The 15,480-nt window shown below is 34.5% G+C and carries 18 protein-coding genes and 1 other RNA gene; 9 read left to right on the plus strand and 10 right to left on the minus strand.

The genetic code is table 11. From position 1 onward, the window contains the following. Window positions 1–128: 128 nt before the first annotated feature. The 5 genes from ABIQ27_RS12545 to ABIQ27_RS12565 all read right to left on the minus strand — a co-directional run bounded on the left by ABIQ27_RS12545 (window position 129) and on the right by ABIQ27_RS12565 (window position 4,356). Window positions 129–860, minus strand: a complete 732-nt coding sequence (locus tag ABIQ27_RS12545) for a phosphodiester glycosidase family protein (RefSeq protein ID WP_348034249.1) — start codon at window positions 858–860, stop codon at window positions 129–131. An 89-nt stretch (window positions 861–949) separates the two neighbouring features. Then, the gene (locus tag ABIQ27_RS12550; RefSeq protein WP_136152651.1) at window positions 950–1,432 is read right to left on the minus strand and encodes a winged helix-turn-helix transcriptional regulator; all 483 of its coding nucleotides are present in this window, start codon (window positions 1,430–1,432) and stop codon (window positions 950–952) included. Window positions 1,433–1,483: 51 nt separating this feature from the next. Further along, complete coding sequence (locus ABIQ27_RS12555; RefSeq protein ID WP_348034250.1) at window positions 1,484–2,620, minus strand: M14 metallopeptidase family protein; 1,137 nt, start codon at window positions 2,618–2,620, stop codon at window positions 1,484–1,486. A 101-nt stretch (window positions 2,621–2,721) separates the two neighbouring features. Then, on the minus strand, window positions 2,722–3,735 hold the full coding sequence (locus tag ABIQ27_RS12560; protein WP_348034251.1) for a hypothetical protein: 1,014 nt from the start codon (window positions 3,733–3,735) through the stop codon (window positions 2,722–2,724). A 69-nt stretch (window positions 3,736–3,804) separates the two neighbouring features. Next, window positions 3,805–4,356 carry a 1-acyl-sn-glycerol-3-phosphate acyltransferase gene (locus tag ABIQ27_RS12565; RefSeq protein WP_348034252.1) on the minus strand — a complete coding sequence of 184 codons (552 nt, stop codon included), beginning with the start codon at window positions 4,354–4,356 and terminating at the stop codon, window positions 3,805–3,807. Window positions 4,357–4,415: 59 nt separating this feature from the next. Here ABIQ27_RS12565 and ABIQ27_RS12570 point away from each other — a divergent pair, with 59 nt between their 5' ends. After that, window positions 4,416–5,081, plus strand: coding sequence for a fused MFS/spermidine synthase (locus tag ABIQ27_RS12570; protein WP_348034253.1), 666 nt, complete (start codon window positions 4,416–4,418; stop codon window positions 5,079–5,081). Next, a complete protein-coding gene (locus tag ABIQ27_RS12575) occupies window positions 5,078–5,788 on the plus strand; it encodes a potassium channel family protein (RefSeq protein WP_348034254.1) in 711 nt (236 codons plus the stop codon). Before ABIQ27_RS12570 ends, ABIQ27_RS12575 begins: the two co-directional genes overlap by 4 nt. Here the strand turns inward: ABIQ27_RS12575 and kdsB are convergent, their stop codons facing one another. Beyond that, a complete protein-coding gene (gene kdsB, locus ABIQ27_RS12580; RefSeq protein WP_348034255.1) occupies window positions 5,789–6,514 on the minus strand; it encodes a 3-deoxy-manno-octulosonate cytidylyltransferase in 726 nt (241 codons plus the stop codon). 108 nt (window positions 6,515–6,622) lie between these two features. On the opposite strand from kdsB, the gene ABIQ27_RS12585 reads away from it, so the two are divergent. Further along, window positions 6,623–7,960: a peptide-N-glycosidase F-related protein gene (locus ABIQ27_RS12585; RefSeq protein WP_348034256.1), complete on the plus strand. Its 1,338-nt coding sequence runs from the start codon at window positions 6,623–6,625 to the stop codon at window positions 7,958–7,960. 86 nt (window positions 7,961–8,046) lie between these two features. Here the strand turns inward: ABIQ27_RS12585 and ABIQ27_RS12590 are convergent, their stop codons facing one another. Further along, window positions 8,047–8,469 carry an EamA family transporter gene (locus ABIQ27_RS12590; protein ID WP_348034257.1) on the minus strand — a complete coding sequence of 141 codons (423 nt, stop codon included), beginning with the start codon at window positions 8,467–8,469 and terminating at the stop codon, window positions 8,047–8,049. A 186-nt stretch (window positions 8,470–8,655) separates the two neighbouring features. Here ABIQ27_RS12590 and ABIQ27_RS12595 point away from each other — a divergent pair, with 186 nt between their 5' ends. Further along, window positions 8,656–9,204, plus strand: a complete 549-nt coding sequence (locus ABIQ27_RS12595) for a hypothetical protein (protein ID WP_348034258.1) — start codon at window positions 8,656–8,658, stop codon at window positions 9,202–9,204. Here the strand turns inward: ABIQ27_RS12595 and ABIQ27_RS12600 are convergent. Continuing rightward, the gene (locus ABIQ27_RS12600; protein WP_348034271.1) at window positions 9,179–10,600 is read right to left on the minus strand and encodes an AAA family ATPase; all 1,422 of its coding nucleotides are present in this window, start codon (window positions 10,598–10,600) and stop codon (window positions 9,179–9,181) included. The two genes, ABIQ27_RS12595 and ABIQ27_RS12600, sit on opposite strands and share 26 nt — an antisense overlap. A 229-nt stretch (window positions 10,601–10,829) precedes the next feature. On the opposite strand from ABIQ27_RS12600, the gene ABIQ27_RS12605 reads away from it, so the two are divergent. Next, window positions 10,830–11,642, plus strand: coding sequence for a DUF3822 family protein (locus ABIQ27_RS12605; RefSeq protein WP_348034259.1), 813 nt, complete (start codon window positions 10,830–10,832; stop codon window positions 11,640–11,642). Continuing rightward, complete coding sequence (gene rsmD, locus ABIQ27_RS12610) at window positions 11,639–12,175, plus strand: 16S rRNA (guanine(966)-N(2))-methyltransferase RsmD (protein WP_348034260.1); 537 nt, start codon at window positions 11,639–11,641, stop codon at window positions 12,173–12,175. Before ABIQ27_RS12605 ends, rsmD begins: the two co-directional genes overlap by 4 nt. A 21-nt stretch (window positions 12,176–12,196) precedes the next feature. On the opposite strand, the gene ABIQ27_RS12615 is transcribed toward rsmD, so the two are convergent. Together ABIQ27_RS12615 and rnpB are read right to left on the minus strand one after the other, a co-directional pair. Continuing rightward, window positions 12,197–12,862: a flavodoxin reductase gene (locus ABIQ27_RS12615; protein ID WP_348034261.1), complete on the minus strand. Its 666-nt coding sequence runs from the start codon at window positions 12,860–12,862 to the stop codon at window positions 12,197–12,199. Window positions 12,863–12,983: 121 nt separating this feature from the next. Next, window positions 12,984–13,334, minus strand: an RNA gene (gene rnpB / locus ABIQ27_RS12620) — RNase P RNA component class A. A 120-nt stretch (window positions 13,335–13,454) separates the two neighbouring features. On the opposite strand from rnpB, the gene ABIQ27_RS12625 reads away from it, so the two are divergent. From ABIQ27_RS12625 to ABIQ27_RS12635, 3 genes are all read left to right on the plus strand, one after another. Then, window positions 13,455–13,844, plus strand: a complete 390-nt coding sequence (locus ABIQ27_RS12625) for a hypothetical protein (RefSeq protein ID WP_348034262.1) — start codon at window positions 13,455–13,457, stop codon at window positions 13,842–13,844. Beyond that, a complete protein-coding gene (locus ABIQ27_RS12630; protein WP_348034263.1) occupies window positions 13,844–14,914 on the plus strand; it encodes a DNA topoisomerase IB in 1,071 nt (356 codons plus the stop codon). The genes ABIQ27_RS12625 and ABIQ27_RS12630 overlap by 1 nt, the downstream gene beginning before the upstream one ends. 171 nt (window positions 14,915–15,085) lie before the next feature. Beyond that, the gene (locus ABIQ27_RS12635) at window positions 15,086–15,385 is read left to right on the plus strand and encodes a hypothetical protein (protein WP_348034264.1); all 300 of its coding nucleotides are present in this window, start codon (window positions 15,086–15,088) and stop codon (window positions 15,383–15,385) included. The last annotated feature ends 95 nt before the right edge of the window (window positions 15,386–15,480 follow it).

Raw genomic sequence — 15,480 nt, forward strand, 5'->3', positions numbered from 1 at the left:
ACAAAGGCAGCAATACGCCGGTATTATCAATCGCATCAAACGGCAGCGTTATAAAAACGCTATTGTAAATATGATATTTTGATAAAACGTTTTGATTGAAACGTTCAATTTTGGGTAAGGTGTACATACTATTTCATTTTTTTAGTAACTGCTATTATCACTCCAAAATCTCCGTCTGTTTGTATCCAATTTTGGCTTGGGCAATATGCTCTGGAAACAAAACCATCCAGATACAAGGCATTTTTACAGCCTTTGCTTTTGAAGAATTCTGCAAAATCATAAAAATTGATTTCCTTTTTAGACATTGCAAAAAGCACTTGTCCATCTGGTAAAATTCCAACTCCGTTCCGAATATTTAATCTTGCTGAACCTTTGGTAAATGCCGAATGTGTTTCTCCATTTATTACTAGCATTGGTCCAGATTGAGTTGCGTATTTTATGATATCATTAGCCACAAAATCTTCAGTTTTACACACAACAGCTTTGTTTGTTGTTGTCAGATAAAAAATTCCATTCGGTTTAAGATAAAAATTACCGTCACCACTGCCAGTATCGATTTGTGATTTTATATTTTTTTCTTGAATAAAAAGGCCTTGTGGCGATTTGTCTTTCTTATACATTCCGCCGTTCATAGCGAATAGAAGTTCTTTCCTGTTTTTATTGAGATCTGTTTTTAAATTCTGAAAACTTGCAAAGTTCATTTGTTTATTGTCTTTCCAATACAATGCTAAAGATTGCTTTTTTGGATTTACCACATAAGAGACAAAACGTTCATCAGCATTACCTTTCCATACAAATTGCAATAGCAATGTGGTGCAAACTATCAGCAATGATATAATTATGAGATGCTTTCTTTTCATTTTTTGGCAAACAAATAAATTTGAGGATTAAGTTAATAAAAAAACCTCAAGCTTTCACTTGAGGTTTTAATTTTTATTTTGAATTTTGACTAGTCTAATTCCTGGAATATAGTGTGCATCAAACGCTTTTTGTCATTGATGCTTTCTTCTAATGATATCATCGTTTCTGTTCTGTAAACACCATCAATATCATCAAGCATAAAGATTACGTCTTTTGCATGTTTGGTATCTTTAGCTCTAATTTTACAGAAGATATTGAATTTTCCTGTAGTTACGTGAGCTACTGTCACATAAGGGATTTCGTTGATTCTCTCCAAAACAAATTTAGTTTGTGAAGTGTTGTTCAAAAACACACCAACATAAGCAATAAAAGAATAGCCAAGTTTTTCATAATCCAAAGACAATGAAGAACCCATAATGATACCCTGATCTTCCATTTTCTTTACTCTTACGTGCACAGTTCCCGCTGAAATCAACAGTTTTTTAGCAATATCTGTAAAAGGAATTCTGGTGTTGTCAATCAACATATCCAAGATTTGGTGGTCTACTTCGTCTAATTTAAACTTACTCATAAAATATAATTTTGTTATAATCTAATGCTAAAATTTTAAAGTGTGGGTTAACTATGCTTGCGCTCCGTTAACTATTTTAATATTTCCTAAATAAAAGTCAGCTTTCTTTTCGAGAACCGGAAAATTACTTTCACCGTCATTATAAGTTTCGCCTTTAGCGTCAATTTCTATGTGACCGAAATAATTTTCTAAATTATCAATCTGAGCAATTTCTGCTTCAAGAGATACTTTTCCGTGATTTAGAACTTCTTTGAACTGAGCGGCAAAATTGATGATTTTTTCGTTATTATCATAATTTATTTTAACATTTTTATAAACAAAATCATAAAAAACGACTTTATTTTGCGATATTTTTAGGTAATCATCAATTTCGTTACGAACTATATCGTTTTCGTTCAAAAACTTGATTCCTGAAACTAAGGCAGTAAAGACATATTTCCTGGTGATTTCTCTTTCATAATCGTTGGCAAAATGTCCGGCTTCAAAAAGCACTGTTGGCACATTCAAATACTGAAAAGTATCACCAACACAATTCAAATTAAAAGAATCGTCAAATCGTCCGACTTGGTTTGGAATGAATTGTTGTAGTGTTTTGTTCATCGCCACAATGACATTCATGGCTTTAATTCGGACTTCATTGATATCACGTTCTTGATTATAAGCAGGTGCTAAAAACGAAACTGTTGCTGAATTGCCATCTTCTCCTGCGCCATAAATCGTGCGTTGGTCATGAAGATTATAACAATAATTAGGTTGAAACGCTTCGAATGTTTTCCGCAACACTATGCTTTCCGGTTGTGAAAGATTCTGTGCATCGCGGTTTAAATCAATTTTGTTGGCATTTTCCCTGGTATATAATTTTGCGCCATCAGGATTTAGCATTGGCAGCATACAAAAGGTAAAATTGTCTAAAATCGTATTGCTTTCTTTTGTATCTGAATGCAAAAAATTTATCAAATCAAACATTGCTTTTGTCGTCGTGCCTTCGTTTCCGTGCATTTGTGACCACATCAGAATTCTGGTTTTACCGGTTCCGAATTGCAATTTGTAAATCGGTTTTTCCAAAACAGATTGTCCAATAATTTCAGCCTGATGCTTTAAAATCAAGGATTCAATATCTTCTAAAGTAATATAACGTCCGGAAATACTTTCTTCTTTATGCTGTTGATGTAGCGCTAAATAATCCATAAACTTAAATTTACGCAAATGTAAGTAACGAAAATCATTTGCATAAAAAAACCTTTGATAATAACTATCAAAGGTTTTTTGTAAACTTTTAAGAAAGAAAGTTATTCTCTCAAAAGGTAAACACTGCTAACACCCAATTCTGCTCTTGAACTAGTCGGAGCATAATTACCATTTGTCTTTGGCAAGTCAAACGTTAGCAATTTTCCGCCACCATTTAACCTTTCGGCCACAAATATGGTTTTGGTAAAATTGTCATAAGCCACATCCACTGGATTTCCTAAAGAAGTAGCTGCGCCATAGATTCTGATTTGTTTATTCATAGCAATCGTTCCCATATTTGGTGTATTAGCCAATACATCAGTAAAGCCTTTGATTATGATAAGTCCACCATCAGAGTCTGAGGTTGCACTTCCCACATCGGTCAAAACCATCGTGTTGCTTCTATTGGAATAGGTAATTCCATGAGTTCTTACTAAACCTTCGATGGTAACTCTTTTGGATGCTGTAATAGCACCGTCAGTATTAGCAAAGAAGTTATCAAAAATGACTAAATCCGAAGTTAAGTCGGCAACGGCGTAAAGTGTGCTTCCTTCTAAATGGATTCCCCATATTTTAAAATTAACAGTATAACTGTTCAGCAAACTGATTCCGGTAGCAGTTCTTTCATAAACTAATAATTTATTAGTATTACCATTTGCTGCATTTTGGTCTTGTGTTACGACAATTTTGTCGCCAGCCACGGCAATTTCTCGTGGATTATTAAAATCGGAAGTACTTGCAGTTCCTAAGTTAAGTGAAGCCGCATTTGTCGCAACGGATTCTGAAACATCATAATACAATTCGATTTTGTTGTTGGTGCGGGAAGCTAAAATAAATTCATCACTATCATCAAAATAGTAAGCTCCGTCAGCATCAGTTGAAGCTACAGTAAAACTCGAAGTTGTTGAAGTGTTCAAATCAGTAACTGAAACCTTGCCGGTAGTGTTACTGGTTGTAAATAATTTAAAATCTTTTTTGGCAGAGCGGGCTTCGTTGTTTGCAGAAGAATTATTGTCAGTTGAACATGAAATCATGACAAACGACAACAAGAACGATGTTAGAATAGTTTTTTTCATTGTAAATAGTTTTTATAGTTAAATTAATATTGACATAAAACTAAGTACGAAGAAACTATTTAATTGGTTTTATATATCGAAACTTCTTTCAGGATTTTTGCCTTTGACGTCTTTATAGAATGGTAAGATAAGCTTCATATCTTCTTCATAATTACCGGTAACATGAATTGGATTGCCAATTTTGACTTCTTTTTTGCCATAATCAAACGCAACCGGAATAATTGGAACATTGGCTTTGAACGCGATATAATAAAATCCTGTGCGGAGTTCGGTTACTTTTTTGCGGGTGCCTTCCGGAGATAACGCTAATCGGAATGTTTCGTGTTTATTGAATACTTCAACAGTCGCATCTACATTATTTTTTCCACCAGTTCTGTCTAACGGCGCGCCGCCCACACTTCTGAAATAATAGCCAAACGGAAAAGTGAATAATTCCTTTTTGCCCACGAAATTGATTTCAACATTCATGATTCCACGCGCTAATAAAGCAATAAAAAAATCAACATTTGCGGTATGCGGAATCACAATAACGATACATTTTTTGATTGACTCGTCAAACGCACCAATCAATTTCCATCCGAGTAATCGGAAGAAGATAAATTTGTAAAGTCGTTGTTTCATGAACACAATATTTGCGTAAATTTAGTGTTTCTGTCTTACTTTTGAGAAAATATTTGTTGATGATCCGAAAACTGTTTAGCTATTTTATTCCGATTAATGTTTACCAAAAAAAATCTGCGGTAAGCAAGTCGCTTGAAGTAACCTGGAACAATGGCGAATTGGTTTTGGACAGTAAAAGCACCAATTATTCGTATGGAAGTCTGCAACGCATACTTAGAAAAGGCTTGAAATACATAGGTTTTGAACGCATTCGGAATTTTGAAAGCATCTTGGTTCTTGGCGTTGCCGGTGGCAGCGTGATTAAAACTTTGGTGGATGAAATCAAATTCAAAGGAAAAATTACCGGTGTTGAAATTGACGCAGCGGTTATTGATATTGCCAATAGCTATTTTGAATTGGATAAGGTTCCGAATCTGGAAATCGTGATTGATGATGCTTTTGAATATGTTTTGAAAACCAAACTGCAATACGATTTAATCATCATTGATATTTTTGAAGATACCACTATGCCCAACTTTTTGTTTCAGGATTTTTTCATTAATAGAATCAATTCATTGTTGAATCTGAATGGTTTTATTTTGTTTAATACGATGGTAATTAACAAAACACAGGAAGAGCGAAACCTGATTTATAAGTCAAAATTCAATGGTGAATATTCACTTAGAATGTATCCAAAAGTAGAAATTCACAACGAATTATTTACCATAAAAAAACTAACCAAATGATAGCTGTCTTAAAGAAACTTCTTTTAGGTAAAGTGTCCAAAAAACACAAACCAAAATTCAATCCTATTGAAAGAAGAATTTTGAATATTAATGCCATTTGGAATAATGATCATCAATTTGACAACGGAATTGAAAAGATAGTAAGATTATTTCTTTCTTCTTCACAGTTGCTTTTTCCCGGTGTTTATATTAAATATTTAGCTAACAAAATTGGACACGAATACAAAGATTTAGCAATAGATTTTTATGTTTTAGGTAAGGTAATTTTTCCGCTTTTTATTTTAATCAACAGATTGCAGGAAAACCATATAGTCATTGGAATAATGATGTATTTATTGTTAGAAACTGTTCTATATATTCCGACCTTAATTTTTGCATCCGACTTGTTTTCAAAACCACGTTCCTATAAACGCTCTATGCTGATGCTGTTCTTGAATTATTTGGAACTTATATTTTCATTTGCAGTTTTGTATACCTATGGTCAAAATATGAACAAACCTTTTGAGAATTGGTTTGACGCGGTTTATTTTAGCATAGTAAGTTCAAATTCTATTGGCTTTGGCGATTATTATCCCATTACTACTTTTGGCAAAGTATTGGTAAGCATACAAGCCATGTTCTTCTTATCTTTTGTGGTTTTGTTTTTGAATTTCTTCTCTATAAATGTAAAAAGCAAAGGTTATTTTGACAATGAAGAAACTGAATGATTAAAGTAGCTTTCTCGCTTTTTCCAAATCTTCCAGTGTGTCAATGCCGATACTTCCCTGATTGGTTTCGACCATTCTGATTCTTTTTCCAAATTCTAAGTAACGAAGTTGCTCTAGTTTTTCGGAAGCTTCGAGCGATTTCATTGGCAAACGATAAAAATCTAACAAAGCTTGTTTGCGGAAAGCATATATCCCGATGTGTTTCATATAGCGAACGCCAACTTCTTTATCTCTAGGATACGGAATTACAGAACGAGAAAAATACAACGCAAAACCGTTTTGGTCGGTTATTACTTTTACGTTATTCGGGTTTTCGATTTCCTCTGTGTCTGTTATTTGAAACATCAGCGAAGCTAAATCGACTTTATTATCATAATCATTTCTGAAAACATCCAGCACTTTTGCCAAAGGTTCTTTATTGATAAAAGGCTCGTCGCCTTGCACATTCACCACAATATCAACATCAAGATTTTCTATAGCTTCAGCAATTCGGTCGCTCCCACTTTCGTGTTCTTTGACACTCATAATTGCTTTGCCGCCGTTGTTGATGATTTCATTATAAATCAGAATCGAATCAGTAACCACAAAAACATCATCAAATAATCCTGTATTTGCAGCCGATTCATAGGTTCGTTGAATAACGGTTTTTCCGCATAAATCCTGCATCAGTTTGGCAGGAAAACGTGTGGAAGCATAACGGGCAGGTATAACGGCGATGATTTTCATTTTATAGCTACAAAAGTTTTGAGTGGCTAAGTTACTAAGTATTTTTAAATAAAAATATTGATTGTTTTTTGTAGATTTGTGGGCAACAACAAACTAACTACTACTAAAATGAAAACAAAATTACTTTTTGCTTTTTTCGCTTCTCTTTTTTTAAACTTTTCACAATCTCAAACTACTATTAATATATATGACAATGTCTTATTTTATGATGGTTATGCCGGATTGGTAAATGAACCAACTTCGCCTGGCGTATTCCGATTGAGAAATGATTTATTCACAACTAAGTTAACCCAGCCACAACTCGAATCAGTTGGAAGTACATTACGAGTTGACATAACAATATATGCGTCTTGTGATAACTATGACCGAATTGGTAATGTAAATTTGGTTTTAGTGCCTAAAGGCGACGCTTCTTATAATACGGCTACAGCTAAAAAAATTGAAATTGGGCGATTCATTACTCCTTTTATGAACATGAACATTTCGCCAACAGAAGTTCCTTATACATTTACTGTTGACAATGTTGCTAAAATTTTAAAGGATAGCGCTCTGAATGCTGCCTACGATTTTTGGGTAGAATTTGAAGTTTTCGGAGTTCCCTATGCAGCGCAAACACAAGTTGCGGGTTGCAGTGGAAGAACAGATGTTTTTTATGGCACAATGGATTTTGTTACCAATACGGATACAACTGTTCCAAATGATACTTTTTTACTGAATTTGAATTTCAAAAAAGATTTAAACAATTATCAGGTTGGTGCTACCGATGTTATAGGTCAAACTATCAGAACAATAAACTACACGCTACCGGAAGCCATTACGAATTCCAAATATTATTTTATCACTTCAAATCATGGTTCTAACAGTGGCGGAGAAGAATATAATAGAAGGGTTCATTATATCTATCATGATGATGTCCCACTTTTGAGTTATATCCCAGGAGAATCAACATGTGAACCTTACAGAATTTATAATACTCAGGGAAATGGAATTTACGGTGCGACTCCAAGAACTCCAGCACAATGGCAGTCATTTAGCAATTGGTGTCCCGGAGCAGTAATTCCAATAAGAACTTTAAACTTAGGAAATTTAACTGCCGGAAATCATTCTTTTAAAATCACGGTTCCAACTGCAGTTTTTACTGGTGCTCAAGGATATATTCCTGTTTCATTATATTTGCAGGGACAAGGTACCGCGCTGGGTTTGAATGATTTTAATACATATACTTATGACATCTACCCAAATCCAACAGTAGATATTATTAATGTCAGAGCAACAGAAATCATAAAATCGTATCAGTTAGTTGATGTCCAGGGAAAAGTATTGCTGTCAAAAGTGTATAATGACACCAACTTAAAATTAGATATCTCTAATCAGGCTAAAGGTGTTTACTTTTTAAGAATGACATTTGATAAAGGAGCTAATACTGAGAAGATAGTTAAGGAGTAATTTTTTAAAGTTGCTGAGTTTCGGAGTAACTGAGTGGCTAAGTTTATCTCATAAAAAAAACCTCGTTTGAAACAAACGAGGTTTTTTTATTTCAAAGATAAAATTAAAAGTCCGGCAATGATAAGGCTTCCGCCGATGGCTGTTTTCCAGGAAAACTGTTCGTTCAAAACTATAAAAGATAACAGCAATGTTATTAGGATGCTTCCTTTATCTATCAAAGCAACTTGGGAAACATTTCCAATTTTGATGGCTTTGTAATAAAAAATCCAGGACAAAGAAGTTGTTACGCCTGATATTGCCAAGAAGACAATATCCATTTTGGTTAAATTCCTAAAATCTTTTACCGACTGAAATAGAAAAACATTGAGCCAAACAATAACGAAAACAATGATTGTCCGCACGGCTAAACCTGTATCTGAACTCACATTTCGCAATCCCATTTTGGCAATGACCGAAGTCAGTCCTGCAAAGAACATTGAAATTAAAGAATAGAGAATCCAGTTTTTCATTTTTTAAAAGTTGCAAAGTTTTAGAGAAGCTAAGTTACAAAGTTGATTTGAATTTTATCAATCTAAAAATTTGCTATTTTTGAAAAACATTAATTACAATAGATGCAGCGTTTTCCAGTTTTTATAAAAGTGAAGAAATTTTATTGAACAACCAATAAAATTATCTATTCGATTATATTTACTTGTTTGGGTATTTTAGCAATTACAAACAATTTTTCTGACCCAATACCAAAAAATATATTTAACAACATATTTATTTTTATTTGCTTAGGAAGTTGGATTACTGGAGTTATTTCGGGATTCTATAACTTAGGGAAAGCTAAACCTTTGAAAGGAAAGCTGGATGGCTTTCTAATTTTTGAAATGGATAAAATTAAAATTCAAGAGGAAACGTTTACACTTGAACAGATAAAAAATATTGAAATTTCAAATGATGATTACTACGGAAAAATGAATGGTTCTGGAAGAGGAAATTTTGGCCCTGCTCTTTCAAATGGAACTGATAACACTTTAAAATTGAAATTACTATCAGGAGAGTTGAAAACCTATAGCTACGAAATGTATGACGGTAATGATTTTCAAAAAGTCAAAAATGAGCTTATGAATTACTATTTAAATGGTAAAATTGAATTTTCAAATTTAGCCTATGTTCTTGGTGATAGAAATCGAAAAGAAATAGATATCCTAAAAGAAGATATTGAAAAAATAGCTACTCTTCAAAACTCTCATCCTTAAAACCAATCAGATACAATTTGTCTTTGGCTCGCGTAACTGCAGTGTAAAGCCAACGAATATAATCTAAATCAACGCCATTTGGCAGATATGGCTGTTCAATAAAAACAGTATTCCATTGTCCGCCTTGAGATTTGTGACACGTAATCGCATAAGAGAATTTTACTTGAAGTGCGTTGAAATATTCGTTGCTTTTTACCTTTAGAAATTTGCGGTATTGTGCTTCGCCTTCATAATCTTTCATCACTTCCTGATACAAATGATTGCTTTCGTCATAAGTAAGTGATGGCGATTCGCTGGTAATTGTATCTAGTAAAAGCATTGTTTCGAAAGGTCTCTGATCGGGATAATCAACCATTCTGATTTTGACTTTGGCAAATCTGAAATCATATAATTCCTTGAAACCAAAAATTTCCAAAACCTCAATAATATCGCCATTGGCAATAAATCCGGCTTCATCATTTTCTTTTAACCAAAAATAATTGTTCTTCACAACCATCAAATAATCACCGACCGACAAATCGCTTTCCTTATCCAAAATCCTGGCGCGAATTTGCTGGTTGTATTGATTCGCTCTTTTATTGGAACGCACAATAAAACAAGTATCTTCAATACTATAATTGCTGTAAGCACTTTGAATCGCATCCTGAATATCAAAACCATCCGTTAATCTGACAATATCTTTGTATCCTTTTAAGTTGAATTTGAAATTATCAAGGAAACTGCTTTTCATTATTTCACGCAATTCTGTTGCGTTTTGTAAAATTCCCGAAAATTCTTCCTGACGCATTACTTCATCCAACTCAATCGAGAAAATTTCTTTGTTGTAATTCAAAGCCAGTTTTTCGGTATCCAATGCCGGACTGACATCCAATTGCACTGGTGGTAATTGAGCCGTATCGCCAAGCAAAATCATTTTACAATTTTCGCCATTATATACATAAGAAATCAAATCATCGAGCAGCGAACCGTTTTCATAAAGCTTGGCATCAGCACTTACATCCGAAATCATCGATGATTCATCCACTATAAATATGGTATTCTTAAATTTATTTGTCTGCATCGTAAACGAAACGCCACCTGATTTTCCTTTCTTCGGAAAATAGATTTTCTTGTGAATCGTAAACGCTGGTTTGTTGGAATAATTCGCAATGACTTTCGCTGCTCTTCCCGTTGGCGCCAACAACACATACTTTTTATTAATTGCGCCAAGATTATTGACTATCGTAGAAATCACAGTAGTTTTTCCTGTTCCGGCGTAACCTTTCAATACAAAAATTTCGTTGGAATTGGAATTGGTTAAGAAATCGGCAATTTTTTGAAAAAAAATATCCTGTTTTACGGTCGGTTGAAACGGAAACTGTTTTTGTAACACACTGTAAAACTGGCTGGAAGTCATTAAAGGATTGAATATAATTTGAGTTTCAAATATAGAGTTTTCAACTACAATGGCAATGTCAAAAATCAATTACAATAATAGAAATCCATATTTTAAATGTTGACATTGACATTGATCTTTGCCATTGAAATTGATATTGATATTGATATTGATATTGATATTGATTTTTGACATTGAAATTGATATTGATTTTCGTAAGTTTGCCTTTCCTATTTATAAAGGAAAAACTATGTGGCAAAACAGCAGTGTTATAGACAAAATGTACCAAAAACTGGCAATTCAGGTTTCTCTGAATGGTTTGTCTTTTGCTACGTTTGATACGCTTACTAACAAAGCTACCAAGCTGCAAAAAGTTGTTTTAGGCAAACTCAATCTTACCATCAAAACAGAAGATTTGTTTGCCGAAGCGTTTGAGAATAATCCCGAACTCAAAGCTGGTTATGACGAAGTTGTGATTATCCACAGTAACAATCTTTCGACTTTTGTGCCAACAGCTTTATTTGACGAAGATTATTTAGGCAGTTATCTGCAATTCAACACCAAGGTTTTTGAAACCGATTTCTTTGCTTATGATGAATTGGGAAATTACGAAATGAACAACGTTTATATTCCGTATGTAAATCTGAACAATTATTTCATTGACCAATTTGGCACTTTTGATTACAAACACGCCAATACAGTTTTGGTGAAAAAATTGCTGGATGTATCCAAAAACAATGAAGAATCCAAAATGTTTGTACATGTAAGTGATACGCATTTTGAAATTGTGGTAATTCAAAATCAAAAACTGCAGCTTTATAATACCTTTGAATATAAAACGCCTGAAGATTTTATCTACTATATTTTATTCACCGCAGAGCAATTGCATTTGAATCCGGAGAGTTTTAAATTAGAACTGCTTGGTAAAGTTGCTGAAGACGATTCGCTTTATAAAATTGCTTATAAATATGTGCGAAATGCCAATTTGTTTGATGTGAGTTCGATGCAAAGCAATTTATCCGATGTCGAAAAGCGCGAGCATTTTATATTATTACACTCATGAGAATCATCTCTGGCAAATATAAAGGAAGAAGAATAGCGCCACCCAAAAACCTTCCCGTTCGTCCAACAACCGATATGAGCAAAGAAGCGTTGTTCAATGTTCTGAACAATCATTTTAATTTTTCGGAACTCAAAGTTTTGGAACTTTTTGCCGGCACCGGAAGCATTAGCTATGAATTTGGTTCGCGTGGCTGTTCACCAATTCTTTGTGTTGATGGTGATATGGGTTGCGTAAACTTCATTAAAAAAACGGCTAAGGAATTTGAGTTTGATATTACGGCAATCAAAAGCGATGTGTTTAAATTCCTTGAAAAGCATTCAGGCAACTACGATATAATCTTTGCTGATCCGCCTTATGGAATGGAACAAAAGGAATTTGAGAAAATCGTTGCCCTTATCTTTGAAAACGAATTATTGGATGAAGAAGGAATGCTGGTTGTTGAACATTCAAAATACACCAAGTTGGAAAACATGCCTAATTATTCTTTCCAGAAAAATTATGGTGGTTCTGTGTTTACTTTCTTCGAATTGTAAAGACATAGCATTGCTATTTCTCTACTTATCAAAAATCAGCGTATCAGCATCAGCACCCAAATCTAAAAGATGATGTGTAATGTCTTTTACAAAATTATCCGGACCACACACATAAAAATGCCTGCTGAAATCCACGATATTCTCAATCAAAAATTTACGATCAATACGTTTCCCAATAAAACCAACCGTATTTTCACGAGTCAGGACACTGGTGAAATTATTCTTCAGCATTCTGTGCAACTCTTCTCCCATAATGATATCATTTGAAGTTTTATTGACATAAATGAGTCGATTGTTAAATAGTTTGTTGTTTTTATACAACTCGCGAAAAATAGAAATGAAAGGTGTGATACCTGTTCCGGCAGCAATAAAAATTCCAGGTTCAACGTATTTGATTGCGCCAAAAACATCGTGAAGAATCAATTCGTCACCAGCGTTTATCTTACCTAATTCATTGGTAACTCCGGGATGGTCGCTATAAATTTTAATAATGAATTCCAAAAACTTGGAATCTCTCAAACTGGTAAATGTAAAAGGACGCAATTGCTCTTTCCATAGCGGAAGATTTATAGAAACATCACAAGCCTGTCCGGGAATAAAGTCAAAACCTTTAGGCTTTTCGACAACAAATCGTTTAACATCGTGGGTGATAAATCGGGCTTCAAGGACTTTTACAATGTGGCTCATAGGAATGAATAAATTTCGTTTGACAACTGCAATTTACGAAATAATCCTAAATAAAATATCCCGATTGGCATGGGGATTAGTTCAGCTTACAACTTTGAAAATTCAAAGTTGCGTTTCACTAAAAAAAAGCAGACCTATAAGCCGGATTCTGTTCTTTCTGAACTTGTTTCAGAATCTGTAACAAATTAGAAATACCTTATCATTTATCTAGCCCCGACATTACTGTCGGGATCAAGCTTCCTACCCTTCGACAACGGACGAGTAATCCTTAAATGCCGATATACTTGGAATTTCACCGCATAGAGTTTACCTGGTTTCACTACAGCATTACCTGTACATACTTTCTGTTGCACTTGTCCTCGATCTCGTCTTTTAGGACGAGACGGTTGGGCGTTACCCAATATGCTACTCTTTGGTGTCCGGACTTTCCTCTCTCGTCTTTTGGGACGAGAACGATAAGGCGGTCTGCGGTGCAAACTTACAATAATAATTTTATAACATTCAGTCTTAATTCTGTAACCTGAACGAATACCTAAAGATTAATTTTACGAATATTATAACCAATCAAATTGCAGTAACCATGGATCGACATATGTACCACTACGCCCCTGTTTCAGAAGCTTTAGATGAATTAAAAGAAAAAGGTTTTACCGTAGATTTTAATACTCAGGAAGGAAGAATCATCAATAGTCCGCATGATTTTACAATAGTACATATCTATTATTATGAAGGCGAGAGCGATCCCGGTGATGAAGCTACTGTGTATGGAATCAAATCCAGCACTGGCGAAAAAGGCGTTTTTGTGGCTGGTGCTTCAGCTTATACTGATAAAAGTGCGGCCATGGTGCTGAATGAACTAAGCATTAAAAATAAAAAAGATCCGGAAGAGCATCCCGAAATGAATCCGGATAACAGTCAGAAACAACAACCTGATGAAGTTGATAAACCCAAAGAAGTGGTTAAACTGATCGACCATCTGTGATGGAACGGCTTAAATCCAAACTCGAAAAAATAGGCAGAAATCCCATAACAACAGCTAAGTCTGTTGGGCTTCGCTATTCCATTAATGTCAATAATGGTTTTTACCGTATCCGAAAAGGAGAAGGTTTTGAATTTGTTGACGAAAACAAAAAGAAGGTTCGTGAAAAAGACATTTTGGAACGCATAAATAAACTTGTGATTCCACCGGCGTGGGAAAATGTCTGGATTTCTCCTTATGAAAACGGACATCTTCAGGCAACTGGTATTGATACTAAAGGCCGAAAACAATATCGCTATCATGCGCACTGGAATAAAATCCGAAACCAATCTAAATTTTACAAACTCCGCAGTTTTGCCAATGCGCTTCCTGCAATCCGAAAACAAGTAGAAACTGATTTGAATAAAAAAGGACTGCCTTATGAAAAAGTGGTAGCATTGGTTGTAAAACTTATTGAACTCACCAATATCCGAATCGGGAATGATGCGTATAAAAAACTTTACGGTTCTTTTGGCCTGACTACTTTACAGGATGACCATGTCAATTTTCGGAATAACAAAATCTATTTTGATTTTGTCGGCAAAAAAGGTGTTACCCACAAAATAAGCCTGGAAAGCATGAGACTTGCCAATCTTGTCAGAAGATGCAAAGACATTCCGGGGCAGGACTTATTTCAATATTATGACGACGATGGCAATCATCGCTGCATCACTTCTTCTGATATAAATAACTATCTGAAAAGTGTTACTAATGAAGATTTTACTGCAAAAGACTTTCGTTGCTGGTCAGGAAGTGTCAATGCGCTTGGAGCTTTCCAGAAATTGCCTCAGCCTGAAACGCAAACCGAATTCAAACGCAAAGTTGTAGAAGTTCTGGATGAAGTATCTTCAAAACTTGGAAACACACGAACCGTCTGCAAAAAATATTATGTCCATCCAACAGTCATTGCTGCTTTTGAACGCGGTTCCATTTGGAACTACAAACCAAAAAAGACCAAATCCGAACTTAAAGACGAAGAGCATGCTTTGATAATCTTGCTCGAAAACGAAACCATTGCAGAAGTTTTAGGTTAAGGAGCATGGCGTTTGTCTTTCTAAGAAACTATCTTCCCGCTGTCCACTATATCTTTTTCAAAAGAAAAAGGATGCCGTTCCCATCGGGGCTAATAACAACTAATCACTAGTTACTAATTACTTGTCACTAAAATCTTTTACCATCAACAAAAAAAACCTTATTTTTAAGGTATGGAAAACCGATATCACTATGCCCCCGTTTTGAAAGCCCTGGAAGAACTCAAATCCATGGGATTTACTATTGACTTTAATCTTCTGGAAGAAGACATCATGCACAATCCAAACAGTTATGAAATCCTGCACATTTACCGTTATGAAGGTGACTCAAATCCTGATGATGAAGCAATTGTCTATGGCATCAAATCAAATACTGGAGAAAAAGGAGTATTTGTGGCTGGTTTTTCTGCCAATTCCGAAAGTCGGGCAGCTCAGGTTTTACTCGAATTGAGCATCAAAGGAAATAAACATTAAAAAATCAATTTCAATTTCAAAAATCAATCAAAATAGCAATGTTCAAATAGTTAATAATTTTATTATTGTTTATTGTTATTGATATTGCCATTGAT

The organism is Flavobacterium sp. (assembly GCF_039916025.1).
GTDB lineage: Bacteria > Bacteroidota > Bacteroidia > Flavobacteriales > Flavobacteriaceae > Flavobacterium.

Excerpts from the sequence above, each read along its gene's own strand:
- ABIQ27_RS12630 (WP_348034263.1), top strand. The coding sequence starts at position 13,844 with ATGGAACGGCTTAAATCCAAACTCGAAAAAATAGGCAGAAATCCCATA.
- ABIQ27_RS12590 (WP_348034257.1), bottom strand. The coding sequence starts at position 8,469 with ATGAAAAACTGGATTCTCTATTCTTTAATTTCAATGTTCTTTGCAGGA.
- ABIQ27_RS12545 (WP_348034249.1), bottom strand. The coding sequence starts at position 860 with ATGAAAAGAAAGCATCTCATAATTATATCATTGCTGATAGTTTGCACC.
- ABIQ27_RS12550 (WP_136152651.1), bottom strand. The coding sequence starts at position 1,432 with ATGAGTAAGTTTAAATTAGACGAAGTAGACCACCAAATCTTGGATATG.
- ABIQ27_RS12565 (WP_348034252.1), bottom strand. The coding sequence starts at position 4,356 with ATGAAACAACGACTTTACAAATTTATCTTCTTCCGATTACTCGGATGG.
- ABIQ27_RS12585 (WP_348034256.1), top strand. The coding sequence starts at position 6,623 with ATGAAAACAAAATTACTTTTTGCTTTTTTCGCTTCTCTTTTTTTAAAC.
- ABIQ27_RS12570 (WP_348034253.1), top strand. The coding sequence starts at position 4,416 with ATGATCCGAAAACTGTTTAGCTATTTTATTCCGATTAATGTTTACCAA.
- ABIQ27_RS12575 (WP_348034254.1), top strand. The coding sequence starts at position 5,078 with ATGATAGCTGTCTTAAAGAAACTTCTTTTAGGTAAAGTGTCCAAAAAA.
- ABIQ27_RS12560 (WP_348034251.1), bottom strand. The coding sequence starts at position 3,735 with ATGAAAAAAACTATTCTAACATCGTTCTTGTTGTCGTTTGTCATGATT.
- rsmD (WP_348034260.1), top strand. The coding sequence starts at position 11,639 with ATGAGAATCATCTCTGGCAAATATAAAGGAAGAAGAATAGCGCCACCC.
- ABIQ27_RS12555 (WP_348034250.1), bottom strand. The coding sequence starts at position 2,620 with ATGGATTATTTAGCGCTACATCAACAGCATAAAGAAGAAAGTATTTCC.
- ABIQ27_RS12605 (WP_348034259.1), top strand. The coding sequence starts at position 10,830 with ATGTGGCAAAACAGCAGTGTTATAGACAAAATGTACCAAAAACTGGCA.
- kdsB (WP_348034255.1), bottom strand. The coding sequence starts at position 6,514 with ATGAAAATCATCGCCGTTATACCTGCCCGTTATGCTTCCACACGTTTT.
- ABIQ27_RS12615 (WP_348034261.1), bottom strand. The coding sequence starts at position 12,862 with ATGAGCCACATTGTAAAAGTCCTTGAAGCCCGATTTATCACCCACGAT.
- ABIQ27_RS12600 (WP_348034271.1), bottom strand. The coding sequence starts at position 10,600 with ATGACTTCCAGCCAGTTTTACAGTGTGTTACAAAAACAGTTTCCGTTT.
- ABIQ27_RS12635 (WP_348034264.1), top strand. The coding sequence starts at position 15,086 with ATGGAAAACCGATATCACTATGCCCCCGTTTTGAAAGCCCTGGAAGAA.
- ABIQ27_RS12625 (WP_348034262.1), top strand. The coding sequence starts at position 13,455 with ATGTACCACTACGCCCCTGTTTCAGAAGCTTTAGATGAATTAAAAGAA.